Source organism: Mycobacterium sp. 852013-50091_SCH5140682 (assembly GCF_001665685.1).
Classification (GTDB): domain Bacteria; phylum Actinomycetota; class Actinomycetes; order Mycobacteriales; family Mycobacteriaceae; genus Mycobacterium.
Genome location: NZ_LZTB01000136.1, coordinates 39,430 through 63,694 on the forward strand (window position 1 = coordinate 39,430; position 24,265 = coordinate 63,694).

Below are 24,265 nucleotides of genomic sequence, written 5' to 3' on the forward strand. Positions count from 1 at the left end.
GCATGACCAATCCTACTGTCGCTGAACTGATCGCACGGTCCAACCGGTTGGGATCCGACCCGAAGAACACCAACTACGCCGGCGGGAACACGTCAGCGAAAGGCACCGCCATCGACCCGGTCACCGGTCAGCCGGTAAACCTGTTGTGGGTCAAGGGGTCCGGTGGCGACCTCGGTACCCTGACCGAGGACGGGCTGGCCGTGCTGCGGCTAGACCGCATGCGCGCCCTGGTCGATGTGTACCCCGGCGTCGAACGCGAGGACGAAATGGTGGCCGCGTTCGATTACTGCCTGCACGGACGTGGCGGGGCAGCCCCGTCGATCGACACCGCCATGCACGGGCTGGTCGATGCCGACCATGTCGATCACCTGCACCCCGATTCGGGCATCGCGCTGGCGACCGCCGTCGACGGCGAGGCGCTGACCGCCAAGATTTTCGGTGACCGGGTGGTGTGGGTACCGTGGCGGCGCCCCGGTTTCCAGCTCGGCCTGGACATCGCGGCCATCAAGGAGCGCAACCCGCAGGCCATCGGAACCATCCTCGGCGGCCACGGCATCACCGCGTGGGGCGCGACATCGGCTGAGGCCGAGGCCAATTCGCTGGAGATCATCGAAACCGCCGAGCGTTACATCGCCGAGCACGGCCGGCCTGAGCCGTTCGGCACGCCACTGCCCGGGTTCGGGCCGCTGCCCGACGAGCAGCGCCGCACCAAGGCAGCCGAACTCGCACCGTTCATCCGCGGCCTGGCCTCCACCGACAAGCCGCAGGTCGGTCATTTCACCGACGACCCTCGGGTACTCGAATTCCTTTCCCGCAGCGAGCATCCCCGACTGGCGGAGCTCGGCACCAGCTGCCCCGACCACTTCCTGCGCACCAAGGTCAAACCGATGGTGCTCGATCTGCCGGCCGACGCGTCGATCGAGGACGCCAAGACCCGGCTGGCCGAACTGCACGACGCCTACCGTGCCGACTACCAGGCCTACTACGACCGGCACGCGGATCCAGCGACGCCGCCCATCAGAGGTGCGGACCCGGCGATCGTGCTCATCCCGGGCGTCGGGATGTTCAGCTACGGCAAGGACAAGCAGACCGCCAGGGTGGCGGGCGAGTTCTACCTCAACGCCATCAACGTCATGCGGGGCGCTGAGGCGATCTCGGTCTACGCCCCTATCGACGAGTCGGAGAAGTTCCGCATCGAATACTGGGCGTTGGAGGAAGCCAAGCTGGCCCGGATGCCGAAACCCAAACCGCTGGCCACCCGTATCGCGTTGGTCACCGGGGCGGCATCGGGTATCGGCAAGGCGATCGCCAAGCGACTGGCCGCCGAGGGTGCGTGCGTGGTGATCGCCGACCTGAACGCCGAGAAGGCGGCGGAGGCCGCCAAAGAGATCGGCAATACCGATATAGCCATCGGGATCACAGCCGACGTCACCGACGAGTGCGCCGTGCAGGCCGCCGTCGACGCCACCGTCCTGGCGTTCGGCGGGATCGACATCGTGATCAACAACGCAGGGCTGTCACTGTCGAAGTCGTTGCTGGACACCACGGTTGAAGACTGGGACCTGCAGCACAACGTCATGGCCCGCGGCTCGTTCCTGGTGTCGAAGGCCTCGGCCCGAGCGCTGATCGACCAGAAGCTCGGTGGCGACATCATCTATATCTCGTCGAAGAACTCGGTGTTCGCCGGCCCCAACAACATCGCGTACTCCGCAACCAAAGCCGATCAGGCCCACCAGGTTCGGCTGCTCGCCGCCGAACTGGGCGAGCACGGTGTCAAGGTGAACGGCATCAACCCCGACGGTGTGGTCCGCGGTTCGGGAATCTTCGCCGGGGGTTGGGGCGCCAAGCGCGCCGCGGTGTACGGCGTGGCCGAGGAGGATCTGGGCAAGTACTACGCGCAGCGCACGCTGCTCAAACGCGAAGTGCTGCCGGAGAATATCGCGAACGCCGCATTCGCCCTGTGCACGTCCGATTTCTCCCACACCACCGGGTTGCATGTTCCGGTGGATGCGGGGGTGGCCGCGGCCTTTCTCCGATGAGCGCTTGCGCGAAGAGCAGAGTGATCCGATGAGGGGTCAGGTCGCCGCCGTCGACTTGGGCGCGACCAGCGGCCGCGTCATGGTCGCCGACGTCGGCGGTGACCGGTTCGACCTGCGGACCGTCGCGCGGTTCGCCAACGACCCGGTGCGGCTGTGGAACGGCGCGCGCGAAGCGTTGCACTGGAATGTGCCCGGCCTGTACGCGCACGTCATGGACGGCTTGGTGACCGCAGCCCGGGACTGCGACAACCTGATCGGCATCGGCGTCGATTCGTGGGCCGTCGATTACGGCCTGCTCCGCGACGGCCGGTTGTTGTCGTTGCCGCACCACTACCGCGACATCCGGACCGAGCATGGCGTCGATCTCGTCCACGCAGTGATCGGTCCGGAAGAGCTGTACCGCCGCAATGGGTTACAGTTCCTGCCGTTCAACACCGTGTATCAGCTCGCCGATGAGCGGGCACACGGGCTGCTCGAGTTGGCCGACACCGTGCTGCTCATCCCGGATCTGGTGACGTACTGGCTGAGCGGTGTCGTCGGCGCAGAACGGACCAACGCGTCAACCACCGGTCTGCTGGGCCTCGACGGTACCTGGGACGGTGAGTTGATGGCTCGGTTGGGGCTGCCGCGTCAGCTGTTCCCCGGCATCGTGGAGGCCGGCAGCGGCCGCGGGCCGGTGCTGCCCAGCGTGGCCGAGCAACTGGGATGCGCTGCCGAGGTCGTTTCGGTGGCGTCGCACGATACCGCTTCGGCCGTCGCCGCCATCCCGATGGATCCCGATCACGCCGCGTACATCTCGTGCGGCACATGGGGTCTGGTGGGTGTCGAGCTGTCCGGACCCGTCGCGACGGGCGACGCGCGAGCGGCCAATTTCACCAATGAGGTGGGGGTCGGTGGCCGGATCCGCTTCCTGCACAACGTGATGGGGATGTGGTTGCTCAGTGAGACGGTGCGCCAGTACCAGCGGCAAGGACACCATGTCGAGCTCGTAGACCTGCTGGCACAAGCCGCGCAGGCGCCGGCGCCGGACGACGTGTTCGACACCAACGACCCCCGCTTCCTGACACCCGGCGACATTCCCGCCCGAATCTGCCAGTGGTACACCGAGCGGGGCAGGCCTGCCCCGGCCGGGCGGGCGCAGATGGTCCGGGCGATCCTGGAAAGCCTGGCAGCGGCCTTCGCGGCGGCAGTGGCCACAGCCGCCGAGCTATCCGGCGTCGATGTGCAGACGGTGCACATCGTCGGCGGAGGCTCGCAGAATGAACTGCTGTGCCAGCTCACCGCGGACCGCCTCGGGGTGCCGCTGCTGGCCGGGCCGGCCGAGGCCACCGCCCTGGGCAACCTGCTGCTCACCGCGCGTGCCCAAGGTCTGATCGACGGGGGTCTTGAGGAGTTGCGGGAGCGGGTGGCGCGGCGGTTTCCGCCGCGCCGGTACGTTCCGCGCACGAAGCGGGCTGCCGCAATGGTGTGATGGTGCCGTGGTGAGCATGCGTGAGGTCGCCGCCGCGGCGTCGGTATCGGTGGGCACGGTCTCCAACGTGCTCAATGCGCCCGACAAGGTCGCGCCGACAACTGTGGCGCGGGTGCAGGCCGCCATCGACCAGCTGGGCTTCGTCCGCAATGACGCCGCCCGCCAGCTCAAAGCGGGCCGCTCCCGCAGCGTGGGTCTGGTGGTGCTCGACATCGGCAACCCGTTCTTCACCGACATCGCCCGCGCCGCCGAACGCCGCGCGGGTGAACACAACCTCACGGTTCTTCTGGGCACCTCCGATGACGACAGCGCACGGGAACGGGCCTACATCGACGCATTCGACGAGCAGCGGGTGTTCGGCTTGTTGGTATCGCCGGTCGGCGAGGATCTCGCGCGCCTGAATGCGTTGCGGGACCGCGACACTCCCGTGGTGCTCGTGGACCGCGACGGCAGCGGTACGGCCTTCGATTCGGTGGCGGTCGACGACGTGGCCGGCGCACGGTTGGCCGTGCAGCACCTCTGTGCGATCGGACGACGCCGTATCGCGTTCGTCGGCGGCCCTGCGACGCTCCGGCAGATCCGCGACCGGCGCCGGGGTGCCGCCGACGCTGTTGCGGAAACGCCTGGTGCGCAACTGGAAATCATCGACACAAGCGCGCCCAGCGTGCTCGACGGACGCGCGGCAGGCGAGCGGCTGCGAGACCGCCGTCCCGAGGATCGCCCCGACGCGGTGTTCTGCGCCAACGACCTACTGGCCATGGGAGTGCTGCAGGCGCTGACCCTGATGGGTGAGGTGCGGGTGCCTCAGGACATCGCGTTGGTCGGCTACGACGACATCGACTTCGCCCGGTCGGCCGTCGTGCCGTTGACCTCCGTGCGCCAGCCCACCGCCGAGATCGGGGCTACGGCGGTGGACCTGCTCGTCGAAGCCGCCGAAGGCCGGCCGGCCGAGCCCAAACACGTGGTGTTCCAACCGGAATTGATCGTGCGGGACTCGACAGCGGGCTAGACGATCAGCACATCGAGCGTACGAGGACCGTGCACGCCTTCCACGCGTTCCAGTTCGATGTCACTGGTGGCGCTGGGCCCTGAGATGAAGGTCAGCGGCCGGGTCGCCGTCAGCGCGGCGAATCCTTGAGGCACGGTGTCGACGATTTGATCGACGCGGACCACACAGATGTGGTGGTCGGGTACCAGGGTGAGGGCACGACGGCCCTGGATGGCGCCGGCGTCCAGCACGATGGTGCCGGTCGCGGCAATGCCGACAGCACACCCGGTCAGGACCGCGTCGGCCCCGTCGAGGGCATCGATGCTCAGTACCGGATCGTCGACGAGGGTTCGCACCCCCGTGACCCATTCGTCGGGCACATCCGCGGGGATCACCACGGTGGCCTCGGCGCCAACCAGCTCGCGGACCGTGGCGGCGATGTCGGCGACGGCGATGCGGTGCACACGGGCTCGGTACTCGGCCACCGTTTCGGCGAACCGGTCCACATCGCCGGGGCCGGTGAGCGGCTGGTGGTCGTAATCCCGCGGTACCACAACGGGTTGCGGTGGGGCGCCCGCAAGGGCCGTGCGGATACGGCCGAGAATTTCCGAGCGTGCGTCACTCGCTGGACTCATGGTGTGCTCCCGTGCGTACGGATCCACCACTGCCGGAACGTCTCTTTCGGCGGCTCGGGCAGATCGCGGCTGGTGGTCCATTTCGATGCCGGCCACGGCAACGCGGAGATGCGGTGATCGCGGCCTGCGACCAATCGCCCTGCAGCCAAGGCCTTTTCGGCCAGTGCGAAGCGGCCTGCAGAAGTCATCGCCCAACCGGCGGCGCGCATGGCCAGGTCCTGACCAGACGGTAGGCCGCCTCTCTCGGAATCCACCTGCTCGGCTCGTAGGTGGACGAGGATCGACGGGATGTCGATACGCACCGGACAGGCCTCGAAACATGCTCCGCACAGCGACGATGCGTAGGGCAGGCTGGCGTTGGGGTCGTCGTGGCCGGTGGTCCCGGTGAGTTGCGGGCTGAGGATCGCACCGATGGGTCCTGGGTACACCGATCCGTAGGCGTGGCCGCCGGTGCGCTCGTAGACCGGACACACGTTGAGGCACGCGCTGCACCGAATGCAGTGCAGCGCAGCGCGTCCCACTTCATCGGCGAGCACCCGGGTGCGGCCGTTGTCGAGCAGGACCAGGTGGAACTGCTGCGGCCCGTCGCCGGGATGCACCCCGGTCCACATCGACGTGTAGGGGTTCATGCGTTCGGCGGTCGACGAGCGGGGCAGCAGCTGCATGAAGACCTCGAGGTCGGAGAACCTCGGCACGATCTTCTCGATGCCCATCACGGTGATGAGGGTCTGCGGCAGCGTCAGGCACATCCGGCCGTTGCCCTCGGATTCCACCACAGCCAGCGTTCCCGTCTCCGCGACACCGAAATTCGCGCCGCTGATCGCGACCTTGGCGGTGAGGAACTTGCGGCGCAGATGCGCCCGGGCGGCCATCGCCAGCACCCGTGGATCGTCGGTGAGCTCACCGGCGTCGGGCATCTCGCGGGTGAAGATCTCGCGGATCTCCGCGCGGTTGCGGTGGATCGCGGGGACCAGGATATGGCTGGGTTTGTCGTGACCGAGTTGGACGATCAGTTCGGCCAGGTCGGTCTCGAACGCCGCGATCCCCTCAGCTTCCAGGTATTCGTTGAGCCCGATCTCCTGAGTGGCCATGGACTTGACCTTCACGACTTCGTCGGCCCCGGCGTCGCGCACCAATCCGGCGACGATGCGGTTGGCCTCGTCGGCGTCGCGGGCCCAGTGCACCACGCCGCCGCGCGCGGTGACATTGCGTTCGAGTTCGTCGAGCAGTTCCGGTAGCCGGGCCAGCACGTCTTGTTTGACTGCGCCGCCCGCGGCACGCAGTTCTTCCCAGTCGGCGCATTCGCGGATGGCGTTGAGCCGCTTGGCCCGAATGGTGTGGGTGGCGTGGCCGATGTTGCGGCGCAGCTGAGAATCGGCGAGGGCGGTGCGGGCGGCCTTCGGGAAGGATTCGTCGCCGCGCAGGTTGCCCATCCCCGGGGTGCCCAGGAACGTGGTCATGAGCCCGTCCTCTTCCCGTCGCCTCGGCCCGCCAGGATCTCCGCCAGGTGCACGGTGCGCACGCCGCTGCGTAGCCGGCTGAGCCCGCCGCCGATGTGCATCAGGCACGACGAGTCCCCGGCGCTGCACACCTCGGCGCCGGTGTCGAGGATGTTGGTCATCTTGTCGGTCAGCATGGCCGTGGAGGTGTCGGAGTTCTTCAGGGCGAAGGTTCCGCCGAAACCGCAACAGGATTCGGCGGCGGGCAGCTCGAGCAGCGTCAGTCCGCGGACATGGCGCAGTAGCCGCAGCGGCTTGTCGCCGACGCCCAGCATGCGCAGCGAGTGGCAGGTCGGGTGATAGGTGACCCGGTGCGGGTAGTAGGCGCCGACATCCTCGACGCCGAGCACGTCGACGAGGAACTCCGAGAGCTCATAGGTACGGCCCGCGACCGCCTCGGCGCGCGCGGCCAGACCCTCGTCGCCCGCACGACGTGCGACCATGGCGTGCTGATGGCGCACCGATCCGACACACGAACCCGACGGGGCGACGACGGCGTCGCAGTCCGCGGCTTCGAACACCTGCACATGGTTGCGTACCACGGCCACGGCTTCTCTGAGGTATCCCGTGTTGACATGCATTTGGCCGCAACAGGTTTGACCGGGAGGAAACACGACCTGGTGCCCGAGCCGCTCCAGCAGCTCTACGGTGGCGATGGCGGCAGGCGGGAAGAGGGCGTCAGCAAGGCAGGTCGCGAACAGGGCGATTCGCATGACGCCTCACGCTACCGGCGGCGCCGCGGCCGCGGCTGCGAACTCGTGGGTCCACAGGGTCATGGTGGGTCTCCGACGCATGTTGAAACGTTTCAATCACCTGCGACGAACGTAGTGTGACGACCGTCATGTGTCAACGTAAGCCCGCTCGGAAGCGCGCAATTCGTTGCTGTTGTGGGCAATTGGCTGGGTCCCATCTCAGCCCTGCCGCCACTGCTTCCCGGAGTAGTTCTCCCACGGGCTGTAATCGGCGATCAGATCCTCTTGTGGTGGGCGCTCGGCCTCCGGTACATGCTGCAGATTGATCCGGATGCGGTACCAGATGGAGCTCGGGCCGCGCATGCCGTCGACAAGAACGTCCACGGGCTCAAGCCGTGCGGCGACCGCCGGATACCGCACGCGCCACACGTCCAGCGCAGCCATGGCCTCGTCACGGGTCTTGGCGCGGGCGATCTCGATGAGCGGCATCGTAGAAGCCCGCCGACCGTCTCGGGACGCACCCTTGGGTGCCTTTTCGGCTGGCCCGAGTTTCTCGGCCAACTCCAACAGCGCATCCAGGCCGCCGGGCGCGTCGTTCATGCCTTCCCACGGATCGCCGATCTCGGCGAACCGCGCGGGCACCGTGGAGATGGTGAATCGCTCGGGACGGCAGTCCGGTACCTCGTCCCAGCGCAACGGCGTGGACACCCGAGCATCGGGCGTCGCCCGCACTGAGTACGCCGAGGCGACCGTGCGGTCCTTGGCGTTCTGGTTGAAATCGACGAACACGCCTTCGCGCTCCTCTTTCCACCAGTGCGCCGTCGCGAGCTCGGGAGCGCGCCGCTCCACCTCGCGGGCGACGGTCTGGGCGGCCAGCCGGACCTTCGCGAACGGCCAGCGGGGGTGGATGCGGGCGTAGATGTGAAAGCCCCGCGAGCCCGACGTCTTGGGCCACGCGGTCAGGCCGTGATCCTCCAGCACGTCGCGCGCTATGAGCGCCACTTCGACGATCTGGCGCCAGTCGACCCCGGGCATGGGGTCCAGGTCGACACGCAGTTCGTCGGGGTGGTCGAGGTTGGTCGCCAGCACGGGATGCGGGTTGAGGTCGACGCAGCCGAGGTTCACCGCCCACACCAGCCCGGCGGCGTTGTCGATGACCGCTTCCTTGGCCGACGTGCCGGAGCGGTACTTGAGCTCGGCGACGTCGATGTAGTCCGGGCGCTTCTCGGGCGCGCGCTTCTGGAAAATCGCTTCGGCGGTGATGCCCTTGACGAACCTTTTGAGAATCATCGGACGCCCGGAAACCCCGCGCAGCGCACCGTCGGCAACCGCGAGGTAGTAGTCGATCAGGTCCCGTTTGGTGACGTCGGCGTCAGGGAAAATCACCTTGTCCGGGTTGCTGACCGAGACCTGCAGACCGTCCACATCCAGTGTCACACCACCGGCCATCAGCTCATGGTAGCTATCCCACCCGACTGCGACCCGCGTCACATATTGTGGGCCCCATGCCAAGTCTTTCTGACCTGCCTGCGCAGGTCGCGGGGAAAGCCCAGCGGTACCTCGACCGCGGCGCCGCGGAGTTGCACTACGCACGCAAGATGTTCGAAGCGGGCGCATTACGCCTGGAACCGCCGCAGAACATGGCCGCAATGCTGGCCGACATCGTGCGTTGGGGCGAGTTCGGCATGATTCCCGCGCTCAACGCGCGTCGTCACCCCAACCGCACCGCAGTCATCGACGACGACGGCGAGCTGACGTTCGGCGAGCTCGACGAGGCCGCCCACGCGGTGGCCAACGGACTGCTGACCATGGGAATCACGGGCGGCGACGGCGTCGCGATCCTGGCGCGCAACCATCGGTGGTTCCTCATCGCGGTGTACGGCGCCGCCCGCGCGGGCGCCCGGATCATCCTGCTCAACAGCGAGTTCTCCGGGCCCCAGATCAAAGAGGTCGCCGCGCGCGAAGGCGCCAAGGTGATCATCTACGACGACGAGTACACCGCAGCGGTCGCGCAGGCCGAACCGGAACTCGGCAAGCTGCGGGCCCTCGGCAAGAACCCCGATAAGGAGGAACCGTCGGGCAGCACCGACGAGACACTGGCCGACCTCATCGCGCGCAGCAGCGGAAACCCCGCCCCCAAGGTCACCAAGCATTCGTCGATCATCATCCTGACCAGCGGGACCACCGGCACGCCGAAGGGGGCCAACCGCAGCACCCCGCCGTCGCTCGCCCCGATCGGCGGTGTGCTGTCGCATGTTCCGTTCAAGGCGGGCGAGGTGACCTCTCTGCCCGCGCCGATGTTCCACGCGTTGGGCTTCCTGCACGGCTCCATCGCGATGATGCTCGGCACCACGCTGGTGCTGCGTCGCCGCTTCAAACCGGCCACCGTGCTCGCCGACATCGAGAAGCACAAGGTGACGGCCATGGTCGTGGTGCCGGTCATGCTGTCGCGGATCCTCGATCAGCTCGATCAGACGTCGCCCAAGCCGAACCTGTCGTCGTTGCGCATTGTGTTCGTCTCGGGTTCACAGCTGGGTGCCGAGCTGGCCACCCGCGCGCTCAAGGATCTCGGGCCGGTCGTCTACAACCTGTACGGCTCCACCGAGATCGCGTTCGCGACCATCGCGCGGCCCAAGGATCTCTCGATCAACCCCGCGACGGTCGGGCCGGTGGTCAAGGGCGTGCGGGTGAAGATCTTCGACGACAACGGCAACGAGGTGCCGCAGGGTGAGGTCGGGCGGATCTTCGTCGGCAATACCTTCCCGTTCGAGGGCTACACCGGCGGCGGCGGCAAGCAGATCATCGACGGCATGCTCTCCTCGGGCGATGTCGGCTACTTCGACGAGCACGGCCTGCTCTACGTCAGCGGCCGTGACGACGAGATGATCGTCTCGGGCGGCGAGAATGTGTTCCCGGCCGAGGTCGAGGATCTGATCAGCGGGCATCCCGAGGTCATCGAGGCCACGGCGCTCGGTGTCGAGGACAAAGACTGGGGTGCGCGGCTGCGTGCATTTGTGGTCAAGGCCGAGGGCGCCACCATCGATGAGGACGCCATCAAGGCCTACGTCAAAGACCACCTAGCCCGGTACAAGGTGCCCCGCGAGGTGGTGTTCCTCGACGAACTGCCCCGCAACCCGACCGGCAAGATCCTCAAGCGCGAGCTGCGGGACATTGCCGTCGGCGGAGCCGACGAATCAGCCGGGGTGAAAGACGAATCAGCCGAGGTGGAAACAGACGGGGAATAGCCGGGCCCGGCGAGCGGTCGTATTGCGACGTGAATATCGACCTGACCGGAAAGACCGCACTCGTCACCGGCTCGACGCAGGGTATCGGGCTGGCCATCGCTGAAAACCTCGCCCGCAGCGGTGCGCGCGTCGCCGTCAACGGCCGCACCGCCGAACGAGTCGACGAGGCCGTTGCCAAGCTGGCGGGCCTCGACGTGATCGGCGTGGCCGCCGACGTCGCGACCGAGGAGGGCACGGCCGATCTGCTGCGGCAGCTGCCCGCCGTCGACATCCTGGTGAACAACCTCGGCATTTTCGGCGCGGTGCCGCCCCTGGAGATCACCGACGAGCAGTGGCGCACCTATTTCGACGTGAATGTCCTTGTCTCCGTACGACTCATCCGCAGCTATCTGCCCGGGATGACCGAGCGGGGCTGGGGCCGGGCGATCCAGATCGCCAGTGACTCGGCGATCGTGACGCCCGCGGAGATGATCCATTACGGCGTCTCGAAGACGGCATTGCTGGCGGTGTCGCGTGGTTTCGCGAAGGAGGCCGCCGGTACCGGGGTGACGGTCAACTCGGTGATCGCCGGGCCGACCCACACCGCGGGCGTCGAGGACTTCGTCTATCAGCTTGTCGACAAATCGCTTCCGTGGGATGAGGCGCAGCGGGAGTTCATGATCAAGCACCGGCCCCAGTCGCTGTTGCAGCGGTTGATCGAGCCGGAGGAGATCGCGAACATGGTGGGTTACCTGGCCTCGCCGCTGGCTTCGGCGACCACGGGTGGCGCGTTGCGCGTCGACGGGGGTTACGTCGACGCGATCCTGCCCTAGGCCGAATGGCCAGTTGTTGCACGGATTTTCGTGATTCGCGTGCAACAACTGGCCACTGGGCACAGTCTTACGGGGTCAGTATTGCCGAACCGGGCACGGCCAGGCAGACCAGCGACAGGGCAAGCAGGAACCAACCGGCGCCGTGCCAGATGGGCCACGTCCCGCCGGCCTTCCAGACCTGATACGTGCGCACGAATGCACCTACCCCGCCGACGAACAGGACGGTGGGAACCAGGATGGCCGACAGCAACGAATGGTCGCCGATCAACGCGTACGACGCGAGAGCCACGCCCGCCACCGCCACGACGCACACCACGTAGGTGACGGCCGACCTGAACATCTGTGGATCGTGCCAACGTTTTTCGACGTCGTTTGTCATCATTCTCATGGCCCGTTCACGTACCACGACAGGCATCCCGGCTTCCCGCGGCACGCGATGATGGCTCCGGCGTCAGGAGCTGCGCCGCGCACCCGCGGCATTCTGGGCTGTAGGTTGCAGTTCACAATGTAGGGATTCCACGGAATGACGCCGTCTACACACGGGTCGGCGCGAGTTTCGGTGGGCCCTGGCGAGATCTGCTGGATGACCGCCGTCGGTGCGACGACAACTGACAGCGCCGCAGCGCTCAGCAGTACCGGGCGCAGTACACGTTGCCTGAACATCTTCATCACTAATGCCAACCGTCTGTGACGTTCGCCTATTTCGACGGTAGCACCGGAAGGCTCGCGCAAGGAAAGTTACGGATCGCGCGGGAGTCCCAGCAGCCGTTCGGCGATGATGTTGAGCTGCACCTCCGAGGTGCCGCCGTAGATCGTGGTGGCCCGGCTGGCCAGCAGGTAGTCCGCCCACCGGCCCGGGGCCTGCGTGTTGTCCCCGATCGCCGCGTCAGTGCCGAACGAGGCCACGGCGAATTCGGCATAGCCCTGACCGGTTTTCATCGACAGCAGCTTGGAGATGGCGGCAGCGGGCATGGCGTCGCCGCCGGCCAACGTGAGGAGGGTCGATCGCAGGTTGAGCACCTTGGCCGCGTGCCCCTCCGCGATCAACTGGCCGGCCCGGTTCTGCTCGATCTGGTCGAAGTGGCCGTCGCGCAGAAACTCCACGAACTGGTCCAGGTTGGCCAAGAACGGCGGCTCGCTGCTGCCGATCGACACCCGCTCGTTGGTCAGCGTGTTGCGGCTGACCTCCCAGCCACGGTTCACCTCGCCCAGCACCAAGCTGTCGGGCACGAACACGTCGTCGATGAAGACGGTGTTGAACATCGCGTTGCCGGTCAGTTCGCGCAGCGGCTTGACCTCGATGCCCGGTGACTTCATGTCGAGCAGGAAGTACGTGATGCCGTTGTGCTTCGGCGCGCTCGGATCGGTGCGGGCCAGCAGCGCGCCCCACGCCGAGTATTGCGCACCGGTGGTCCAGATCTTCTGTCCGGTGATGCGCCAGCCGCCGTCGACCTTGGTGGCCTTGGTGGTCAGGCTCGCCAGGTCCGACCCCGCGCCGGGCTCGGAAAACAGCTGGCACCAGATCACTTCGCCGCGGAACGTGGGCGGCAGGAAACGCTGCTTCTGCTCATCGGTGCCGAACGCCACGATGGACGGGATGATCCACGCGGCGATGCCCATCTGCGGACGCCTCACCCGGCCCGCGGAGAATTCCTGGGCGATGATGATCTGCTCGATCGGTTCCGATGCACGGCCCCACGGTTTGGGCAGATGTGGCTGCACCCAGCCGCCCTCGGCGATGGCGACGGTGCGTTCCTCACGTGGAATCGCTTTGAGGGCATCGACTTCCGCGCGGATCTCCGCCCGCAGCTTCTCGGTGTCGGGGTCGAGGTCGATGTCGACGGGCCGCATCCCGGTGGTGGTCGCGGTATCGACCACCCGCTGCGGATATTCGGCGGCCCGTCCGAACGACGCTGCCAGCACCAGTGCGCGACGGTAATAGACGTTGGCGTCGTGCTCCCAGGTGAAGCCGATGCCGCCGTGCACCTGAATGCAGTCTTGCGTGCAGTGTTGTGCCGCGGCCGGTGCAAGCGTGGCCGCCACGGCTGCGGCGAACTCGAAATGGACTTCCGCTGAATCGTTCTCGCGGAGGTCGTCGATGGCGCGTGCGGCATCCCAGACCGCCGCGGTAGCCCGCTCGGTTTCGGCGATCATCCCGGCACATTTGTGTTTGATGGCCTGGAACTGACCGATCGGCCTGCCGAACTGCTCGCGGATCTTGGCGTACGCCGCGGCGGTATCGGTGGCCCAGCGCGCCACGCCGACGGCCTCGGCGGAGAGCAGGGTGGATATCAGCGCGTGAGCCAGTGGCCGGCTGAGGTTGGTGAGCACCCGGGCTGTTGCATCGTCGGCGCTCAGTTCGACCGCGTTGGCTCGCACGTCGGCCAGTGGGCGCAGTGGGTCGACGCTCTTGACTGGTTCGATCTCCAGCGCGTCGGCGTCGAGCACCACCCACTCCTCGCCGGAGTCGATCGCCACCGGAAGCACCAGGACCGACGCTTGTGCGGCGGCGGGCACGGCCCGCACTTCACCGCGGATCACGAGCCCGTCGCCGTGTCGCGTGGCGGTCAGCCCGGAATCGATGGCATAGGCCGCGATCCCCTCGCCGGAGGCGAGACCGGCCAGCACGTTGGCCACCGGATCGTGTGCGGCGATGAGCGCACTGGCTATCGCCGACGAGACGAACGGCCCGGGTACCGCGCCGTAGCCGAACTCGGCCAGTACGATGGCCAGCTCGAGGATTCCGAACCCTTGTCCGCCAACGAATTCCGACAAGTGCACGCCCTGCAGGCCTTGCTCGGCCGCGGCCTTCCAGAACGGTGGGGGATTGGGGATGGGGCTTTCCCAATCGGCGTCCAACGCCTCGTGCAGCACCTCGGACGGTGCGACGCGGGCCACGAACGATCGGACCGAATCGGCGAGGTCGGTGTGCTCAGACGTGATGGCAATGGGCATGCGGTTCCTCCGTTGGCGGCATTTCCCTATTAACCGGTGGGTCGGGTTCGAGGGTACGCCGGGGTGATCGGCGCCACCGCCGGGGCCTAGGTCACCTCATTTACCACGTTCACCAATGGCCTGCCGTCGTGAATACGACGGCAGTTGTCCACTGCCGCCTGCAGATAACGCCGCATGGTGTCGACGGTGTACCAGGCCACGTGCGGCGTGAGTACCACGTTCTCCAACCCCAGCAGCGGATGCCCGGCGGGAATCGGCTCGACCTCGAACACATCGAGGCCGGCTGCGGCGATCTGACCGGTGCCAAGGGCTTCGAGCAGTGCGGTCTCATCGATGATCGGGCCGCGCGCGGTGTTGACGATAACCGAGCCAGGCTTCATCGACGCCAGCGCTTCCCGGTCGAGCAGGCCCCGGGTGGAGTCGGTCAGCGGCAGGTGCAATGACACGATGTCGCTGGTGGACAACAGCTCTGGAAGGTTGCGCCAGCGTGGGTGGCCCGTGTTGCGGGTGCTGGTGTGCAGTACGTCGGCGCCCATGGCCGTGACGATCCGCTCGACCCGATGCGCGACATTGCCGTAGCCGATCAGCCCGACCGTGCAACCGCCGATGTCGCGGACCGTCTCACCCAGGGTCGGATCTGTCGGCCAGCCGTCGCCCTCGCGGGTGTACTGGTCGAGTTCGATCAGGCGCCGCAACGCAGCCAGCATCAGCAGCACGGTGCCCTCGGCGACCGAGGCCGCGTTGGCCCCGGGCATGTTGGCCACCAGGATCCCCAGTTGTGTTGCGGTGTCCACGTCGATGGTGTTCACGCCGGCGCCCATCTTGTGGACGAGTCGCAGCCGCAGGGCACGATGCAGATCGTCGCCGGTGATCGGCCGCAACACGTGCCAGAGCACCTCGGCCTCGGGCAGCTCCCGGTAGAACGTGGTGTCGTCGTCCTCGGCGCAGAACCGGACGTCGAGCCAATCTAGAAGGGGCGCAAGGAAATCCAGTACCTTATCGCCCGGCTCGAAATGCGCGAGGACCCGGATGGGGCCGGGGCTCACCGCCATCTCTTGCCGATCCAGCGTGCGATGGTGTCGGCCTGCTCACTGCGGGCGCCGGGCGTGGTGAAGTAGTGGTCGGTGTTGATCGAGCACTGGGTTTTGTCGCTACTCGCGAGCGCACCGTAGATGCGCTGCGCGTCCGACGGATACACGCCGGTGTCCTGGTCGGCGTTGATCACCAACGCCGGGCAGTGGATGCGGGCCAGGTGCGGCTCGGCCCTGGTCTGGGCGTGGCGCAGGCTCCACATCCCGAGCCAGTTGCGCAGTGTGGTGGCCGCGGCGATGCCTCGCGCCGAGCGATTGGCCTTGACCGGGACTCCGGCGTAGCAGAGGTTGGCCTGCCGCGCGGTCGGCTCGATGGTCGGGTCGACCATGCGGGGGTCGGCCCAGGTGCGCAGCACGGTGAACGGGCGATCCGAGAATCCGGCGGCCTGGACGTGTTTGAGTTCCTGCTCGACCCAGTCGGTGATGGCGTCGTTGCGGGTGATCTGGGCGGTCCGGTAGCGGGCGACGAATTCCGGTGCGAACGGCGGGCCGTTGCGTTCGTCGAACAGGTCCAGTGCGGGGTCACTGGCCACCGCGTCGTTCTCGTCGATCACCGAGGCGTCCATCCACGCCGTGAGTACGTCGGGACGGCCCGGGTGGGCGGCGCTGGCGATGTACCCGTCGGCCGGTGGCAGATCGCCGACGCCTGCCGCCGGTCGCATGCCCTCGCGTGGCGTGATGTGTCGGTCGACGGCCTGTGCCTGGTAGGCGGCCATCAGTGAACCGCCGCCCGAATTGCCGAGCAGCACCACGGTTTCGATGCCCTGGACCTCGCGCAACCAGCGCACCCCCACGCCGATGTCCACCAGTGCGTGGTCGAGTACGAAACTGCTCTCGAAACCGCGGAACCGGGTGTTCCAGCCGAGGAAGCCGATACCGCGGGTGGCCATGTAGTCGGCGAGATAGTGCTCCGAGAAGTCGATCTGGTAATGGGTGGCGATCATCGCCACCTTGGGTTTGCGGCCGACGCCGCGGTAGTAGATGCCCTGACACGGGTGCCCGCCTGCGCCGGCGCGGCGCGCGGTGGGGGATTCCAGCCCGACGAACTCACGGACCACACCCGCGGCCGCCGCTGACCCGGAGGTTCTGCTCATGGACGCGTGCTCTCCTTGTAGTAGATGGTCCGGTAGAAGATGTTGGCCAGGGTCGTCACGCAGGCCTGGTCGTCGACGTCGGCTGCGTTGCCTCCCGATAGCTGCGTGTAGCAGAACTGGTTGAGTGTCGACACCAGCGCGACGGCGGTCAGGTGCGGATCGTCGTCCGGGCAGAAGCCCTGTCGCTGAGCATGTTTGACCATATCGGTGATCAACCCTATGGGCAGTTCGCAGATCTCGGCCCAGTACCGCGCGAAATCCTCGTTGACCATGGCGAGTTGGTACACGCTGATGATCTCGGCGAGCCGATGTCGGTAGGTCTGCCAGTGGGCGGCCGCGGCTTCGTACGAGCGTTCCCAGCCGGACAGCCCCGGCTGGGCGCCGGCACGCGCGCGGTCGCGGGCCTCGTCGCGGAAGCGCAGCGCCCATTCGCGGACCATCGCTTCCTTGGAGTCGTAGTAGTTGTAGAACGAGGCCGTGGACCGGCCCGCCTCCGAGGCGATGTCGGCGATGGTCGTGGCCAGGATGCCCTTGCGGGCGATCACTTGCCGAGCAGCCGCATCGATGGCGGCCTGGGTCTGCCGGCCACGTGCGGTCGGCAGTTGCTCGCGGGGGCTGACGGTCACAGGACTCCTTGTTCGAGCGTTGATCAGACCTGAATCTGATGTTAGATTCAGATTGGCAGCCACGCCAGTTCTCGGCGGGTTCGCAGTGGAGGAGTCGCGACGTGATCAAGCCCAACAATCCCAATTCCGAGTTCGAGCTCGGCGGCATCAACCATGTGGCACTGGTGTGTTCGGACATGGAACGGACCGTCGACTTTTACACCAACGTGCTGGGCATGCCCCTGGTGAAATCACTGGATCTGCCCGGCGGCATGGGGCAGCACTTCTTCTTCGACGCAGGCAACGGCGATTGCGTGGCGTTCTTCTGGTTCCGTGACGCGCCCGACGGCGTCCCCGGGGTGTCGGCGCCCGCCGCGATCCCGGGTATCGGCGAGATCGTCAGTGCCACCGGCTCGATGAACCACCTCGCGCTGCATGTGCCCGCCGAAAAGTTCGACGAGTACCGGCAGAAGCTCAAGGACAAGGGTGTGCGGGTGGGGCCCGTGCTCAACCATGACACCAGCGCCATGCAGGTCTCGCCCACCGTGCATCCCGGCGTGTACGTCCGATCGTTCTACTTCTTCGACCCCGACGGCATCACGCTTGAATTCGCCTGCTGGACGAAGGAATTCAGTGACGAGGACACCCACGTGCCGCCGAAGACGGCGGCCGACCGCCGACCGGCGGTGACCGCCGGGCACTAGGCTGCACGATGGATGCGCCCGGGCTCTCCGATGCGCAGATCGCCGCGATGTCGGATGTCGACCGCCGTGACCTGATCCGGCGACTGGAGCGGCCGGTGGGTGAGGTGCTGGAGCCTTCGGCGCTGCGGCGACTACGGCGGGTTCGGTTGGTGCTCTTGGTGGGGGCGTCGATCGGGCTGGTGCCCTGGACCGGCTATCTGGCGATGACGCTGCCGGACAAGTATGTCGCCCACAACTGGCCCGCGACCTGGGTGGGTTTCGATGCGATTCTGCTGGCATTCCTGGTGGCTACCGCGGTGCTGGGGTTGCTGCGCCGGCAGTTGCTCATCCTCACCGCCTTCACCACCGGTGTGCTACTGGTCTGCGACGCCTGGTTCGACGTCATGACGGCAGCGCCCGCCGACCGTCAGCTCTCGTTCCTCACCGCGGTCCTGGTCGAACTGCCGCTCGCGATCATCCTGATGACCGGTGCCTTGCGCATCCTGCAGATCACGGCCACCCGCCTGTACCTGCTCGAACCCGGTAAGCCGTTGTGGCGGGTTCCGTTGTTGCCGTGAGTATTACCGCTTGACCGCCTCGACGAAGTAGCCGCGCGGCACGTTCGGCACGTCCAGCGGCACCGCGGGCGCGAACCAGCGGTTCCACCGGTTGCCCGGTTCGGCCACGTCGGTGACCACCGCAGACCAACCCAGCCGCTCGCACAGTTCCCCGGGTTTGTCGGTGGCGAACAGCCAAGGTGCGCCGTTGCGAGCCATCCGCTCGCGGACCGCCGCCAGCACCACGTTCTCCAGGAGCGCCTTGCCGACGATGTCGTAGAGCAGTACCGAACCGGGCGCCGACATCGCGTCGACCCGCTCGAACACCGTGCGCACGGCCGACTCGTCGAGGTACTGCAGCAGCCCTTCGGCCAACCACACCGCAGGCACGCTCGGGTCGAAGCCGTTGGCCCGCAACACGTCGGTCCAGCCCTCGGCCAGGTTGACACCGATGGTCACCCGGCGGCAGCGCGGCTCGTCGCCGGCCAGCGCTTCGGCCTTGGTGGCGATCACCGCTGGTTGGTCGAGTTCGAAGACGGTGGTGCCGTCCGGCCATGGCAACCGGTAGGCCCGGGCGTCCATGCCCGCCGCGAGGATCACCACCTGGGTGAGTGGGGGCACCGCGCGTGACAGTGCCTCGTCCCAGAACCGGGTGCGCACGACGATCTGCAGCATGGACTTGTCACCCATTGCCGCGACGGACTCGGCAAGCATCCGCCGCCCTGATTCACCGGCGAGTTTCTCCGCGAACGGATCGGCGAACAGCCGGTCGGGACGTCGGGTTTCCTCGGCACGGATGGCTGCCACCAGGATGCCGGTGTCGGCGACAGCCTGCCCTGGGTTCTGGCCGGAGTTGGTCATGTCGCCATCATGCGCGCCCGGTCGGAGGCCGGTCTTGGATTTTTTTGCCGGCATGCATCTTGACCGATGTCGCTACGCGCATTAACTTGTTAGACAACAAGCAAGTGAAAGGTGCGGGTGACCATGCGAGCACTCGTCGGAGGTGTCGGAGTGGCCGGCGGGATGTGCCATGGTTGACCCGTCCGCGCGGCGCAGCCAGGAGCAACGTCGCGGTGAGGCCGAACGCAGGCTCATCACGGCGGCCGCCGAATTGGTGGGTGAAGTCGGGCCGTCCGGGGTCACGCTGGCCAACGTCGGAGAACGCGCCGGGTACAGCAGGGGGTTGGCCACACACCACTTCGGCTCCAAAGGCGCACTGATGCAACGCCTCGTGGAGACCGTCACCCATCAGTTCCGCGAAGCCATGTTCGACGAGTCGGGCTCCGATGCGCTCGGTGAACTGGAGACGCTGATCGGCATCTACTTCGCAGTGCTGTCGAATCCACAGCCCGTCAACCGGGCTCGGCTCGTGCTGTGGGCCGAGGCCGTCACCACCCCGTCGGAGGAGATCCGGCCCGCCATGGTGGCCGCCGACCGGGAATTCCGTGAAGAGATCGAGAAGCGATTGCAATTGGCCGTCGCGGCGGGCCAGGTGCCGGCATCGGTCAACCCCCACGGATTGGCCACCGTGATCATCGCCATGCTGCGCGGCGTAGCGCTGCAGGCGTTGATCGACGAGCACGTCGACCTGGCCGCGGCCCGGTCTGAAATCGAACGACTACTCACCACCCGACTCACCCAGGAGGACCCGTCATGAGCCGAATGTTCGGCAATATCAACCAGATCGGATACGTCGTACGCGACATCCACGCTTCGATGGACCGATGGGTCCAGTGCGGTGTCGGGCCGTGGTTCTACATCGAGAACGTCGTCACCGACTACTTCCGGTACCGCGGCGCGGATTCGGAGATGACCATGAGCATCGCGCTGGCCAACTCCGGTGACGTCCAGCTCGAACTGATCCAGCCCACCAACGACGCCCCGTCGATGTACCGCGACTTCCTGGCCTCCGGACGCGAAGGCGCACAGCACATCTCCTACTGGAGCACCGACTACCAGGGCCTCTACGACCGCGCCCTTGCGGCCGGTTACGTCGTAGGCCAGGAGGGATGCATCGGCGGTGAACAAGGCCGATTCGCGTATCTGGACACCGAATTCGACCAGGGCACGGTGATCGAGATCAGCGACATCAGCGGGCCCAAGGGACAGATGTTCGCCTACGTCCGCGAGGTCGCAGCCAACTGGGACGGCGCAGAGCCGATTCGGGTGCTGGGATGACCTCCGAATTCGCCTACCCGGATCTGGACACGCTGCCCGACGACTTGCGCGAGGCCGTCACCCGACGTGCGTCGCTGAACATCTTTCGCATGATCGCCCACAGCCCGAACCTGGCTCCGGGTTTTCTGTCCTTCGCCGCCGATGTGCTGCAGCACAATTCGCTGCCGCCGACGTGGCGCGAACTGGTCATCCTGCGCGTCGGCTATCGCTACGAGGCCGGCTACGAGACCTACCAGCACGTCAACATCGGCCGAGCTGTCGGCATGAGTGAGGATGCGATCGCTGCCGCGAAGTCCGGATCGCCTGACGGTCTCGACGAGCAGGAGGTCCTGCTGCTGAGGCTGACGGATACTCTGCTCGACCACCACACCCTCACCGATGCCGAACGCGACGACGCACTGACCGTGCTTACGGCCAACCAACTCACCGACTTCACCCTGACGGTCGGGTTCTACCAACTGGTCTGCAATTTCCTCAACACCTTCGGTGTCCGACCCGAGAGTGCTGATCGGTGAAGGTCCACCACCTCAACTGCGGGACCATGCGCGCGCCGGGTGCCCCGCTGGTCTGTCACGTGCTGCTGGCCGAGACCGCGAACGGACTGGTGTTGGTGGACACCGGGTTCGGCACGCAGGATTGCGCCGACCCCGCCGGGCGGCTGGGTGCGGCCCGCTATGCTTTCCGGCCGGTGCTGAGCCCGACCGAAACCGCGGTACACCAGATCGAAGCGCTCGGCTTCGACGCCGCCGATGTGCGGCATATCGTGCTCACCCATTTCGATCTCGACCACATCGGTGGCCTGGCGGACTTCCCCGATGCTCAGGTCCATGTCACCGCCGCCGAAGCGCGCGGCGCCGTACACGCACCGTCGTGGCGGGAACGGATGCGGTACCGCGCCGGGCAGTGGGCCCACGGTCCACGATTGGTCGAGTACCCCCCCGAGGGCGAGACCTGGCGTGGATTCGCTTCCGCAACACCGTTGGACGCGATCGGCGACGGACTGGTTTTGATCTCGTTGCCCGGTCATACCCGCGGGCACGCCGCCGTGGCCATCGACGCCGGACACCGGTGGATCTTCCACGCCGGGGACGCGTTCTACCATCCGGGCACCGTCGATCGGAGATCCCGCGTGCCGTGGGCGCTGCGGGCGCAGGACGTTCTGGTCAACTACGACCGAAAGCAGCTGCGCGACAACCAGGACCGGCTCTCGGAGCTGTACCTTCGGGGCGATCAGGACCTGCTGATCGTCTGCGCGCACGATCCCGGTCTCTATGCCCACGCCCAGGCGACCGCTATCGGCACCGGTCACTGAGGCCGACGTGACTGGGCAGCCACATGCGGCGCTGCGCATACTGCGTCGGCGTCATCGCGGTGAATGACCGGAATTCCCGGGTGAAATGGGCCTGGTCGAAGTAGCCGAGGCTGGCAGCGACATCCGCGCCGCGGTTCGTGCCGTCGTCGAGCAGCCGCAGGGAGGCCTGCAGCCGTCGCACCCTCAGGTAGGTCTTGGGTGGCAAGCCGACCTCGGTGCGGAACAGCCCGATCAACCGCTTCGGTGAAAGTCCGGTCAGTGCAACGGCATGCGCGACGCGCATGGACGGGTCGTGTTCGGCGGCCTCGAGTACCGCGGATATCCCGCGGTGCCGAGGCCGGATCCGGGCCAGCAGGAATGCCTCCACCAGCGCGAGCCGGGGCCGCACAGACGGCGCGTCGAGCAGTCGTTCGGACAGCTCGTCACCGGCGCGGCCCCAGACGTCGGCCAGCCCGACGCAGGAGTTCTCCAACTCGCCCAGGGGAGTGGTGAGTACGGCTCCGGGGTGGAAGTGGATCGTCAAAACGGTTTGGGCTGCGTCGATCTGGGTGACGTAGGAGATGTTGCCCGCGCCGGCGACGAAGGCGGGCGGTACGTCGAGGCGGGTGGTCCCGTCGGCGGCGTAGAAGTCGACCTGCTGTCGGGGGCTGAGGTCGATGATCACGGTCGCCGCGCCGCGGGGAAGCGCGCGGCTGCGGTGGGTCGGCCCGCCGGCGCGGTCCCAGTAGCCGAAGAAGTCGACGTGCGACGCCAGCGGTGCGCTGGGCCGGAACAGCTCGGGGCCGCTCACGGCACCTTTCGTCGAGACTCGATTCCGGCAAGCCCGTCGAGCATCGATCGCAGTTGCTCGATCAGTTGCTCCGGGCTCAGCCTGATGTCACCGGCCAGCCACGCGCTGATGGTCTGCGCCACCCCGCCGACAGCGAAATGGGCTGTGGCTCTGAGTTGTTCGTTGTCATCGAGGTTAAGCTCCGCTTCGGCGTGCTGGCCGAGCAGCATCGCGAAGAAGGTTGTCGACTCGACGCGCTTGCGGGCCAGCATCTCGTTGGAGAGCTCCGTGCTGAACAACAACCGGCCCACCCGCGGATCGTCGGCGATGGTGCGCACGATGTTGCCCATTGCTGCGCCAGTCTGTTCGGCCAGGGGAGCGGCCGCCACAACAGCTTGCGTGGATGTGGCGATGTCACCGATCACCCAGTCATATACCGAGGCGACGAAGTGGTCCTTGTCGGTGAAACTCTCGTAGAAGTACCGGGCGGCGAGGCCGGCCTGTCGGCAGACCGCCCGCACCGTGAGATCGGTGGCCTCGGCCGCCTCCGCGCCGAGTAGATCGAGCCCCGCCGTCAGCAACTGACCGCGCCGCTGGGAGAGGCGGGCGGTGGCGTCGACGCCGCGGTAGGGCCGGACGGGTGTCACCTAGATATCGTGACACATCTTGACACCTGTCAGACGTCCCGCCAATATCAGGAAACAGACGTTCTCAACTTTGCGACAGGGGTAATCATGACGGTCGACGAGCCGATCCTGCATGTCGAGCGCGCCATGGGCGAGCCGGCGCATCCGATGCTCGCGGCCAGGCGACGCAGGCGCGGCGCCACGATCGACGACGGTTTGATGGGTGTGGCCCTGCTGGCAGGCCCGGCGAACGTGATCATGCAGCTCGCACGGCCCGGCGTCGGCTACGGCGTGATGGAGAGCCGGGTCGAGAGCGGACGCGTCGACCGGCACCCGATCAAGCGGGCCCGTACCACCTTCACCTACCTGGCCGTGGCGACCCGGGGCACCGAGCAGCAGAAGGCGGCGTTCCGGCGCGCGGTGAACAAGGCGCACGCGCAGGTGTACTCAACCGAAGACAGCCCGGTGCAGTACAACGCGTTCGACAAGGGCCTGCAGTTGTGGGTGGCCGCATGCCTGTACAAGGGCGCCGTCGACGTGTACCGGATGTTCGTCGGGGAGATGGACCAGGCGACCGCGGACCGGCACTACCAGGAGGGTGTGGCGCTGGGGTCGACGTTGCAGGTGCCACCGGAGATGTGGCCCGCCGACCGGGCCGCGTTCGACCGGTACTGGCAGGAGGCGCTCGCCCACGTGCACATCGACGACGCCGTCCGTGAGTACCTGTATCCGATCGCCGTGGCGCGGTTGCGGGGCCTGAACCTGCCCGGCCCGCTTCGGCGGGCTTCCGAGGGTCTGGCCCAGCTGATCACCACCGGCTTTCTGCCGCAACGATTCCGCGACGAGATGCGGCTGCCGTGGGACGCCCGGCGGCAGCGCCGGTTCGACCGGCTCATCGCGGTCTTGCGTACCGCCAACCACGTGCTGCCCGCGATGGTGCGCCAGTTCCCGTTCAACGTGTTGCTGGTGGATCTGGATTGGCGGATCAGAACCGGCCGTCCGCTGGTGTAGCAG

General features: G+C 67.0%; 24 protein-coding genes. 12 read left to right on the forward strand and 12 right to left on the reverse strand.

From position 1 onward, the window contains the following. Positions 1–2 precede the first annotated feature (2 nt). Genes A5784_RS35920 through A5784_RS35930 form a run of 3 tightly spaced genes read left to right on the forward strand, consistent with a single transcriptional unit; the run spans position 3 to position 4,519 of the window. On the forward strand, positions 3–2,039 hold the full coding sequence (locus A5784_RS35920; RefSeq protein ID WP_064949621.1) for a bifunctional rhamnulose-1-phosphate aldolase/short-chain dehydrogenase: 2,037 nt from the start codon (positions 3–5) through the stop codon (positions 2,037–2,039). Positions 2,040–2,067: 28 nt separating this feature from the next. Further along, positions 2,068–3,510: a rhamnulokinase gene (locus A5784_RS35925; RefSeq protein WP_064949672.1), complete on the forward strand. Its 1,443-nt coding sequence runs from the start codon at positions 2,068–2,070 to the stop codon at positions 3,508–3,510. Between the two features lie 16 nt (positions 3,511–3,526). Then, positions 3,527–4,519, forward strand: a complete 993-nt coding sequence (locus tag A5784_RS35930) for a LacI family DNA-binding transcriptional regulator (RefSeq protein ID WP_064949673.1) — start codon at positions 3,527–3,529, stop codon at positions 4,517–4,519. On the opposite strand, the gene A5784_RS35935 is transcribed toward A5784_RS35930, so the two are convergent. The 4 genes from A5784_RS35935 to ligD form a co-directional block, all read right to left on the reverse strand. After that, positions 4,516–5,133 (reverse strand): LutC/YkgG family protein, encoded by a 618-nt coding sequence (locus A5784_RS35935; protein WP_064949674.1) that lies wholly within the window; start codon positions 5,131–5,133, stop codon positions 4,516–4,518. The genes A5784_RS35930 and A5784_RS35935 overlap by 4 nt on opposite strands. After that, complete coding sequence (locus A5784_RS35940; RefSeq protein ID WP_064949622.1) at positions 5,130–6,593, reverse strand: LutB/LldF family L-lactate oxidation iron-sulfur protein; 1,464 nt, start codon at positions 6,591–6,593, stop codon at positions 5,130–5,132. Before A5784_RS35940 ends, A5784_RS35935 begins: the two co-directional genes overlap by 4 nt. Further along, positions 6,590–7,345, reverse strand: a complete 756-nt coding sequence (locus A5784_RS35945) for a (Fe-S)-binding protein (protein WP_064949623.1) — start codon at positions 7,343–7,345, stop codon at positions 6,590–6,592. The genes A5784_RS35940 and A5784_RS35945 overlap by 4 nt, the downstream gene beginning before the upstream one ends. A gap of 198 nt (positions 7,346–7,543) precedes the next feature. Next, positions 7,544–8,773 carry a non-homologous end-joining DNA ligase gene (gene ligD / locus A5784_RS35950; protein WP_064949624.1) on the reverse strand — a complete coding sequence of 410 codons (1,230 nt, stop codon included), beginning with the start codon at positions 8,771–8,773 and terminating at the stop codon, positions 7,544–7,546. A 56-nt stretch (positions 8,774–8,829) separates the two neighbouring features. Between ligD and fadD2 the strand changes: the two genes are divergently transcribed. Together fadD2 and A5784_RS35960 are read left to right on the forward strand one after the other, a co-directional pair. Next, complete coding sequence (gene fadD2, locus A5784_RS35955) at positions 8,830–10,569, forward strand: long-chain-fatty-acid--CoA ligase FadD2 (RefSeq protein WP_064949625.1); 1,740 nt, start codon at positions 8,830–8,832, stop codon at positions 10,567–10,569. 29 nt (positions 10,570–10,598) lie between these two features. Further along, the gene (locus A5784_RS35960) at positions 10,599–11,381 is read left to right on the forward strand and encodes an SDR family NAD(P)-dependent oxidoreductase (RefSeq protein WP_064949626.1); all 783 of its coding nucleotides are present in this window, start codon (positions 10,599–10,601) and stop codon (positions 11,379–11,381) included. 67 nt (positions 11,382–11,448) lie between these two features. Here the strand turns inward: A5784_RS35960 and A5784_RS35965 are convergent, their stop codons facing one another. The 5 genes from A5784_RS35965 to A5784_RS35990 form a co-directional block, all read right to left on the reverse strand. Further along, the gene (locus A5784_RS35965) at positions 11,449–11,760 is read right to left on the reverse strand and encodes a hypothetical protein (RefSeq protein WP_064949675.1); all 312 of its coding nucleotides are present in this window, start codon (positions 11,758–11,760) and stop codon (positions 11,449–11,451) included. Between the two features lie 359 nt (positions 11,761–12,119). Further along, positions 12,120–14,336 carry an acyl-CoA dehydrogenase family protein gene (locus A5784_RS35975; protein ID WP_064949628.1) on the reverse strand — a complete coding sequence of 739 codons (2,217 nt, stop codon included), beginning with the start codon at positions 14,334–14,336 and terminating at the stop codon, positions 12,120–12,122. A gap of 86 nt (positions 14,337–14,422) precedes the next feature. Further along, complete coding sequence (locus A5784_RS35980; protein WP_064949629.1) at positions 14,423–15,388, reverse strand: 2-hydroxyacid dehydrogenase; 966 nt, start codon at positions 15,386–15,388, stop codon at positions 14,423–14,425. Further along, positions 15,379–16,521, reverse strand: coding sequence for an alpha/beta hydrolase (locus A5784_RS35985; RefSeq protein WP_064949630.1), 1,143 nt, complete (start codon positions 16,519–16,521; stop codon positions 15,379–15,381). The genes A5784_RS35980 and A5784_RS35985 overlap by 10 nt, the downstream gene beginning before the upstream one ends. Then, positions 16,518–17,147, reverse strand: coding sequence for a TetR/AcrR family transcriptional regulator (locus tag A5784_RS35990; RefSeq protein ID WP_064949631.1), 630 nt, complete (start codon positions 17,145–17,147; stop codon positions 16,518–16,520). The genes A5784_RS35985 and A5784_RS35990 overlap by 4 nt, the downstream gene beginning before the upstream one ends. Positions 17,148–17,248: 101 nt before the next feature. Here A5784_RS35990 and A5784_RS35995 point away from each other — a divergent pair, with 101 nt between their 5' ends. Together A5784_RS35995 and A5784_RS36000 are read left to right on the forward strand one after the other, a co-directional pair. Then, positions 17,249–17,830, forward strand: coding sequence for a VOC family protein (locus A5784_RS35995; protein WP_064949632.1), 582 nt, complete (start codon positions 17,249–17,251; stop codon positions 17,828–17,830). Between the two features lie 8 nt (positions 17,831–17,838). Then, complete coding sequence (locus A5784_RS36000) at positions 17,839–18,387, forward strand: hypothetical protein (RefSeq protein ID WP_064949633.1); 549 nt, start codon at positions 17,839–17,841, stop codon at positions 18,385–18,387. A 3-nt stretch (positions 18,388–18,390) separates the two neighbouring features. Here A5784_RS36000 and A5784_RS36005 read toward each other — a convergent pair whose 3' ends face one another. Next, entirely contained in the window at positions 18,391–19,227 is an 837-nt protein-coding gene (locus A5784_RS36005) for an SAM-dependent methyltransferase (RefSeq protein ID WP_064949676.1), read from the reverse strand. 169 nt (positions 19,228–19,396) lie between these two features. Between A5784_RS36005 and A5784_RS36010 the strand changes: the two genes are divergently transcribed. From A5784_RS36010 to A5784_RS36025, 4 genes are read left to right on the forward strand one after another with little or no spacing between them, the layout of a single operon-like run. Beyond that, entirely contained in the window at positions 19,397–20,023 is a 627-nt protein-coding gene (locus tag A5784_RS36010) for a TetR/AcrR family transcriptional regulator (protein ID WP_064949634.1), read from the forward strand. Beyond that, positions 20,020–20,544, forward strand: coding sequence for a VOC family protein (locus tag A5784_RS36015; RefSeq protein WP_064949635.1), 525 nt, complete (start codon positions 20,020–20,022; stop codon positions 20,542–20,544). Before A5784_RS36010 ends, A5784_RS36015 begins: the two co-directional genes overlap by 4 nt. After that, on the forward strand, positions 20,541–21,059 hold the full coding sequence (locus A5784_RS36020; protein ID WP_064949636.1) for a carboxymuconolactone decarboxylase family protein: 519 nt from the start codon (positions 20,541–20,543) through the stop codon (positions 21,057–21,059). Before A5784_RS36015 ends, A5784_RS36020 begins: the two co-directional genes overlap by 4 nt. After that, entirely contained in the window at positions 21,056–21,856 is an 801-nt protein-coding gene (locus A5784_RS36025) for an MBL fold metallo-hydrolase (RefSeq protein ID WP_064949637.1), read from the forward strand. The genes A5784_RS36020 and A5784_RS36025 overlap by 4 nt, the downstream gene beginning before the upstream one ends. Here the strand turns inward: A5784_RS36025 and A5784_RS36030 are convergent. After that, entirely contained in the window at positions 21,837–22,646 is an 810-nt protein-coding gene (locus tag A5784_RS36030) for a helix-turn-helix transcriptional regulator (RefSeq protein WP_064949638.1), read from the reverse strand. The genes A5784_RS36025 and A5784_RS36030 overlap by 20 nt on opposite strands. Then, on the reverse strand, positions 22,643–23,272 hold the full coding sequence (locus A5784_RS36035; protein WP_064949639.1) for a TetR/AcrR family transcriptional regulator: 630 nt from the start codon (positions 23,270–23,272) through the stop codon (positions 22,643–22,645). Before A5784_RS36035 ends, A5784_RS36030 begins: the two co-directional genes overlap by 4 nt. A gap of 87 nt (positions 23,273–23,359) precedes the next feature. Here A5784_RS36035 and A5784_RS36040 point away from each other — a divergent pair, with 87 nt between their 5' ends. After that, positions 23,360–24,262, forward strand: a complete 903-nt coding sequence (locus tag A5784_RS36040) for an oxygenase MpaB family protein (RefSeq protein ID WP_064949640.1) — start codon at positions 23,360–23,362, stop codon at positions 24,260–24,262. The last annotated feature ends 3 nt before the right edge of the window (positions 24,263–24,265 follow it).

What these genes read in the sequence shown, in the direction of transcription:
- A5784_RS35920 (WP_064949621.1), top strand. Translation starts at nt 3, where the DNA reads ATGACCAATCCTACTGTCGCTGAACTGATCGCACGGTCCAACCGGTTG.
- A5784_RS35925 (WP_064949672.1), top strand. Translation starts at nt 2,068, where the DNA reads ATGAGGGGTCAGGTCGCCGCCGTCGACTTGGGCGCGACCAGCGGCCGC.
- A5784_RS35930 (WP_064949673.1), top strand. Translation starts at nt 3,527, where the DNA reads ATGCGTGAGGTCGCCGCCGCGGCGTCGGTATCGGTGGGCACGGTCTCC.
- A5784_RS35935 (WP_064949674.1), bottom strand. Translation starts at nt 5,133, where the DNA reads ATGAGTCCAGCGAGTGACGCACGCTCGGAAATTCTCGGCCGTATCCGC.
- A5784_RS35940 (WP_064949622.1), bottom strand. Translation starts at nt 6,593, where the DNA reads ATGACCACGTTCCTGGGCACCCCGGGGATGGGCAACCTGCGCGGCGAC.
- A5784_RS35945 (WP_064949623.1), bottom strand. Translation starts at nt 7,345, where the DNA reads ATGCGAATCGCCCTGTTCGCGACCTGCCTTGCTGACGCCCTCTTCCCG.
- ligD (WP_064949624.1), bottom strand. Translation starts at nt 8,773, where the DNA reads ATGGCCGGTGGTGTGACACTGGATGTGGACGGTCTGCAGGTCTCGGTC.
- fadD2 (WP_064949625.1), top strand. Translation starts at nt 8,830, where the DNA reads ATGCCAAGTCTTTCTGACCTGCCTGCGCAGGTCGCGGGGAAAGCCCAG.
- A5784_RS35965 (WP_064949675.1), bottom strand. Translation starts at nt 11,760, where the DNA reads ATGACAAACGACGTCGAAAAACGTTGGCACGATCCACAGATGTTCAGG.
- A5784_RS35975 (WP_064949628.1), bottom strand. Translation starts at nt 14,336, where the DNA reads ATGCCCATTGCCATCACGTCTGAGCACACCGACCTCGCCGATTCGGTC.
- A5784_RS35980 (WP_064949629.1), bottom strand. Translation starts at nt 15,388, where the DNA reads ATGGCGGTGAGCCCCGGCCCCATCCGGGTCCTCGCGCATTTCGAGCCG.
- A5784_RS35985 (WP_064949630.1), bottom strand. Translation starts at nt 16,521, where the DNA reads ATGAGCAGAACCTCCGGGTCAGCGGCGGCCGCGGGTGTGGTCCGTGAG.
- A5784_RS36000 (WP_064949633.1), top strand. Translation starts at nt 17,839, where the DNA reads ATGGATGCGCCCGGGCTCTCCGATGCGCAGATCGCCGCGATGTCGGAT.
- A5784_RS36005 (WP_064949676.1), bottom strand. Translation starts at nt 19,227, where the DNA reads ATGACCAACTCCGGCCAGAACCCAGGGCAGGCTGTCGCCGACACCGGC.
- A5784_RS36010 (WP_064949634.1), top strand. Translation starts at nt 19,397, where the DNA reads ATGGTTGACCCGTCCGCGCGGCGCAGCCAGGAGCAACGTCGCGGTGAG.
- A5784_RS36015 (WP_064949635.1), top strand. Translation starts at nt 20,020, where the DNA reads ATGAGCCGAATGTTCGGCAATATCAACCAGATCGGATACGTCGTACGC.
- A5784_RS36020 (WP_064949636.1), top strand. Translation starts at nt 20,541, where the DNA reads ATGACCTCCGAATTCGCCTACCCGGATCTGGACACGCTGCCCGACGAC.
- A5784_RS36040 (WP_064949640.1), top strand. Translation starts at nt 23,360, where the DNA reads ATGACGGTCGACGAGCCGATCCTGCATGTCGAGCGCGCCATGGGCGAG.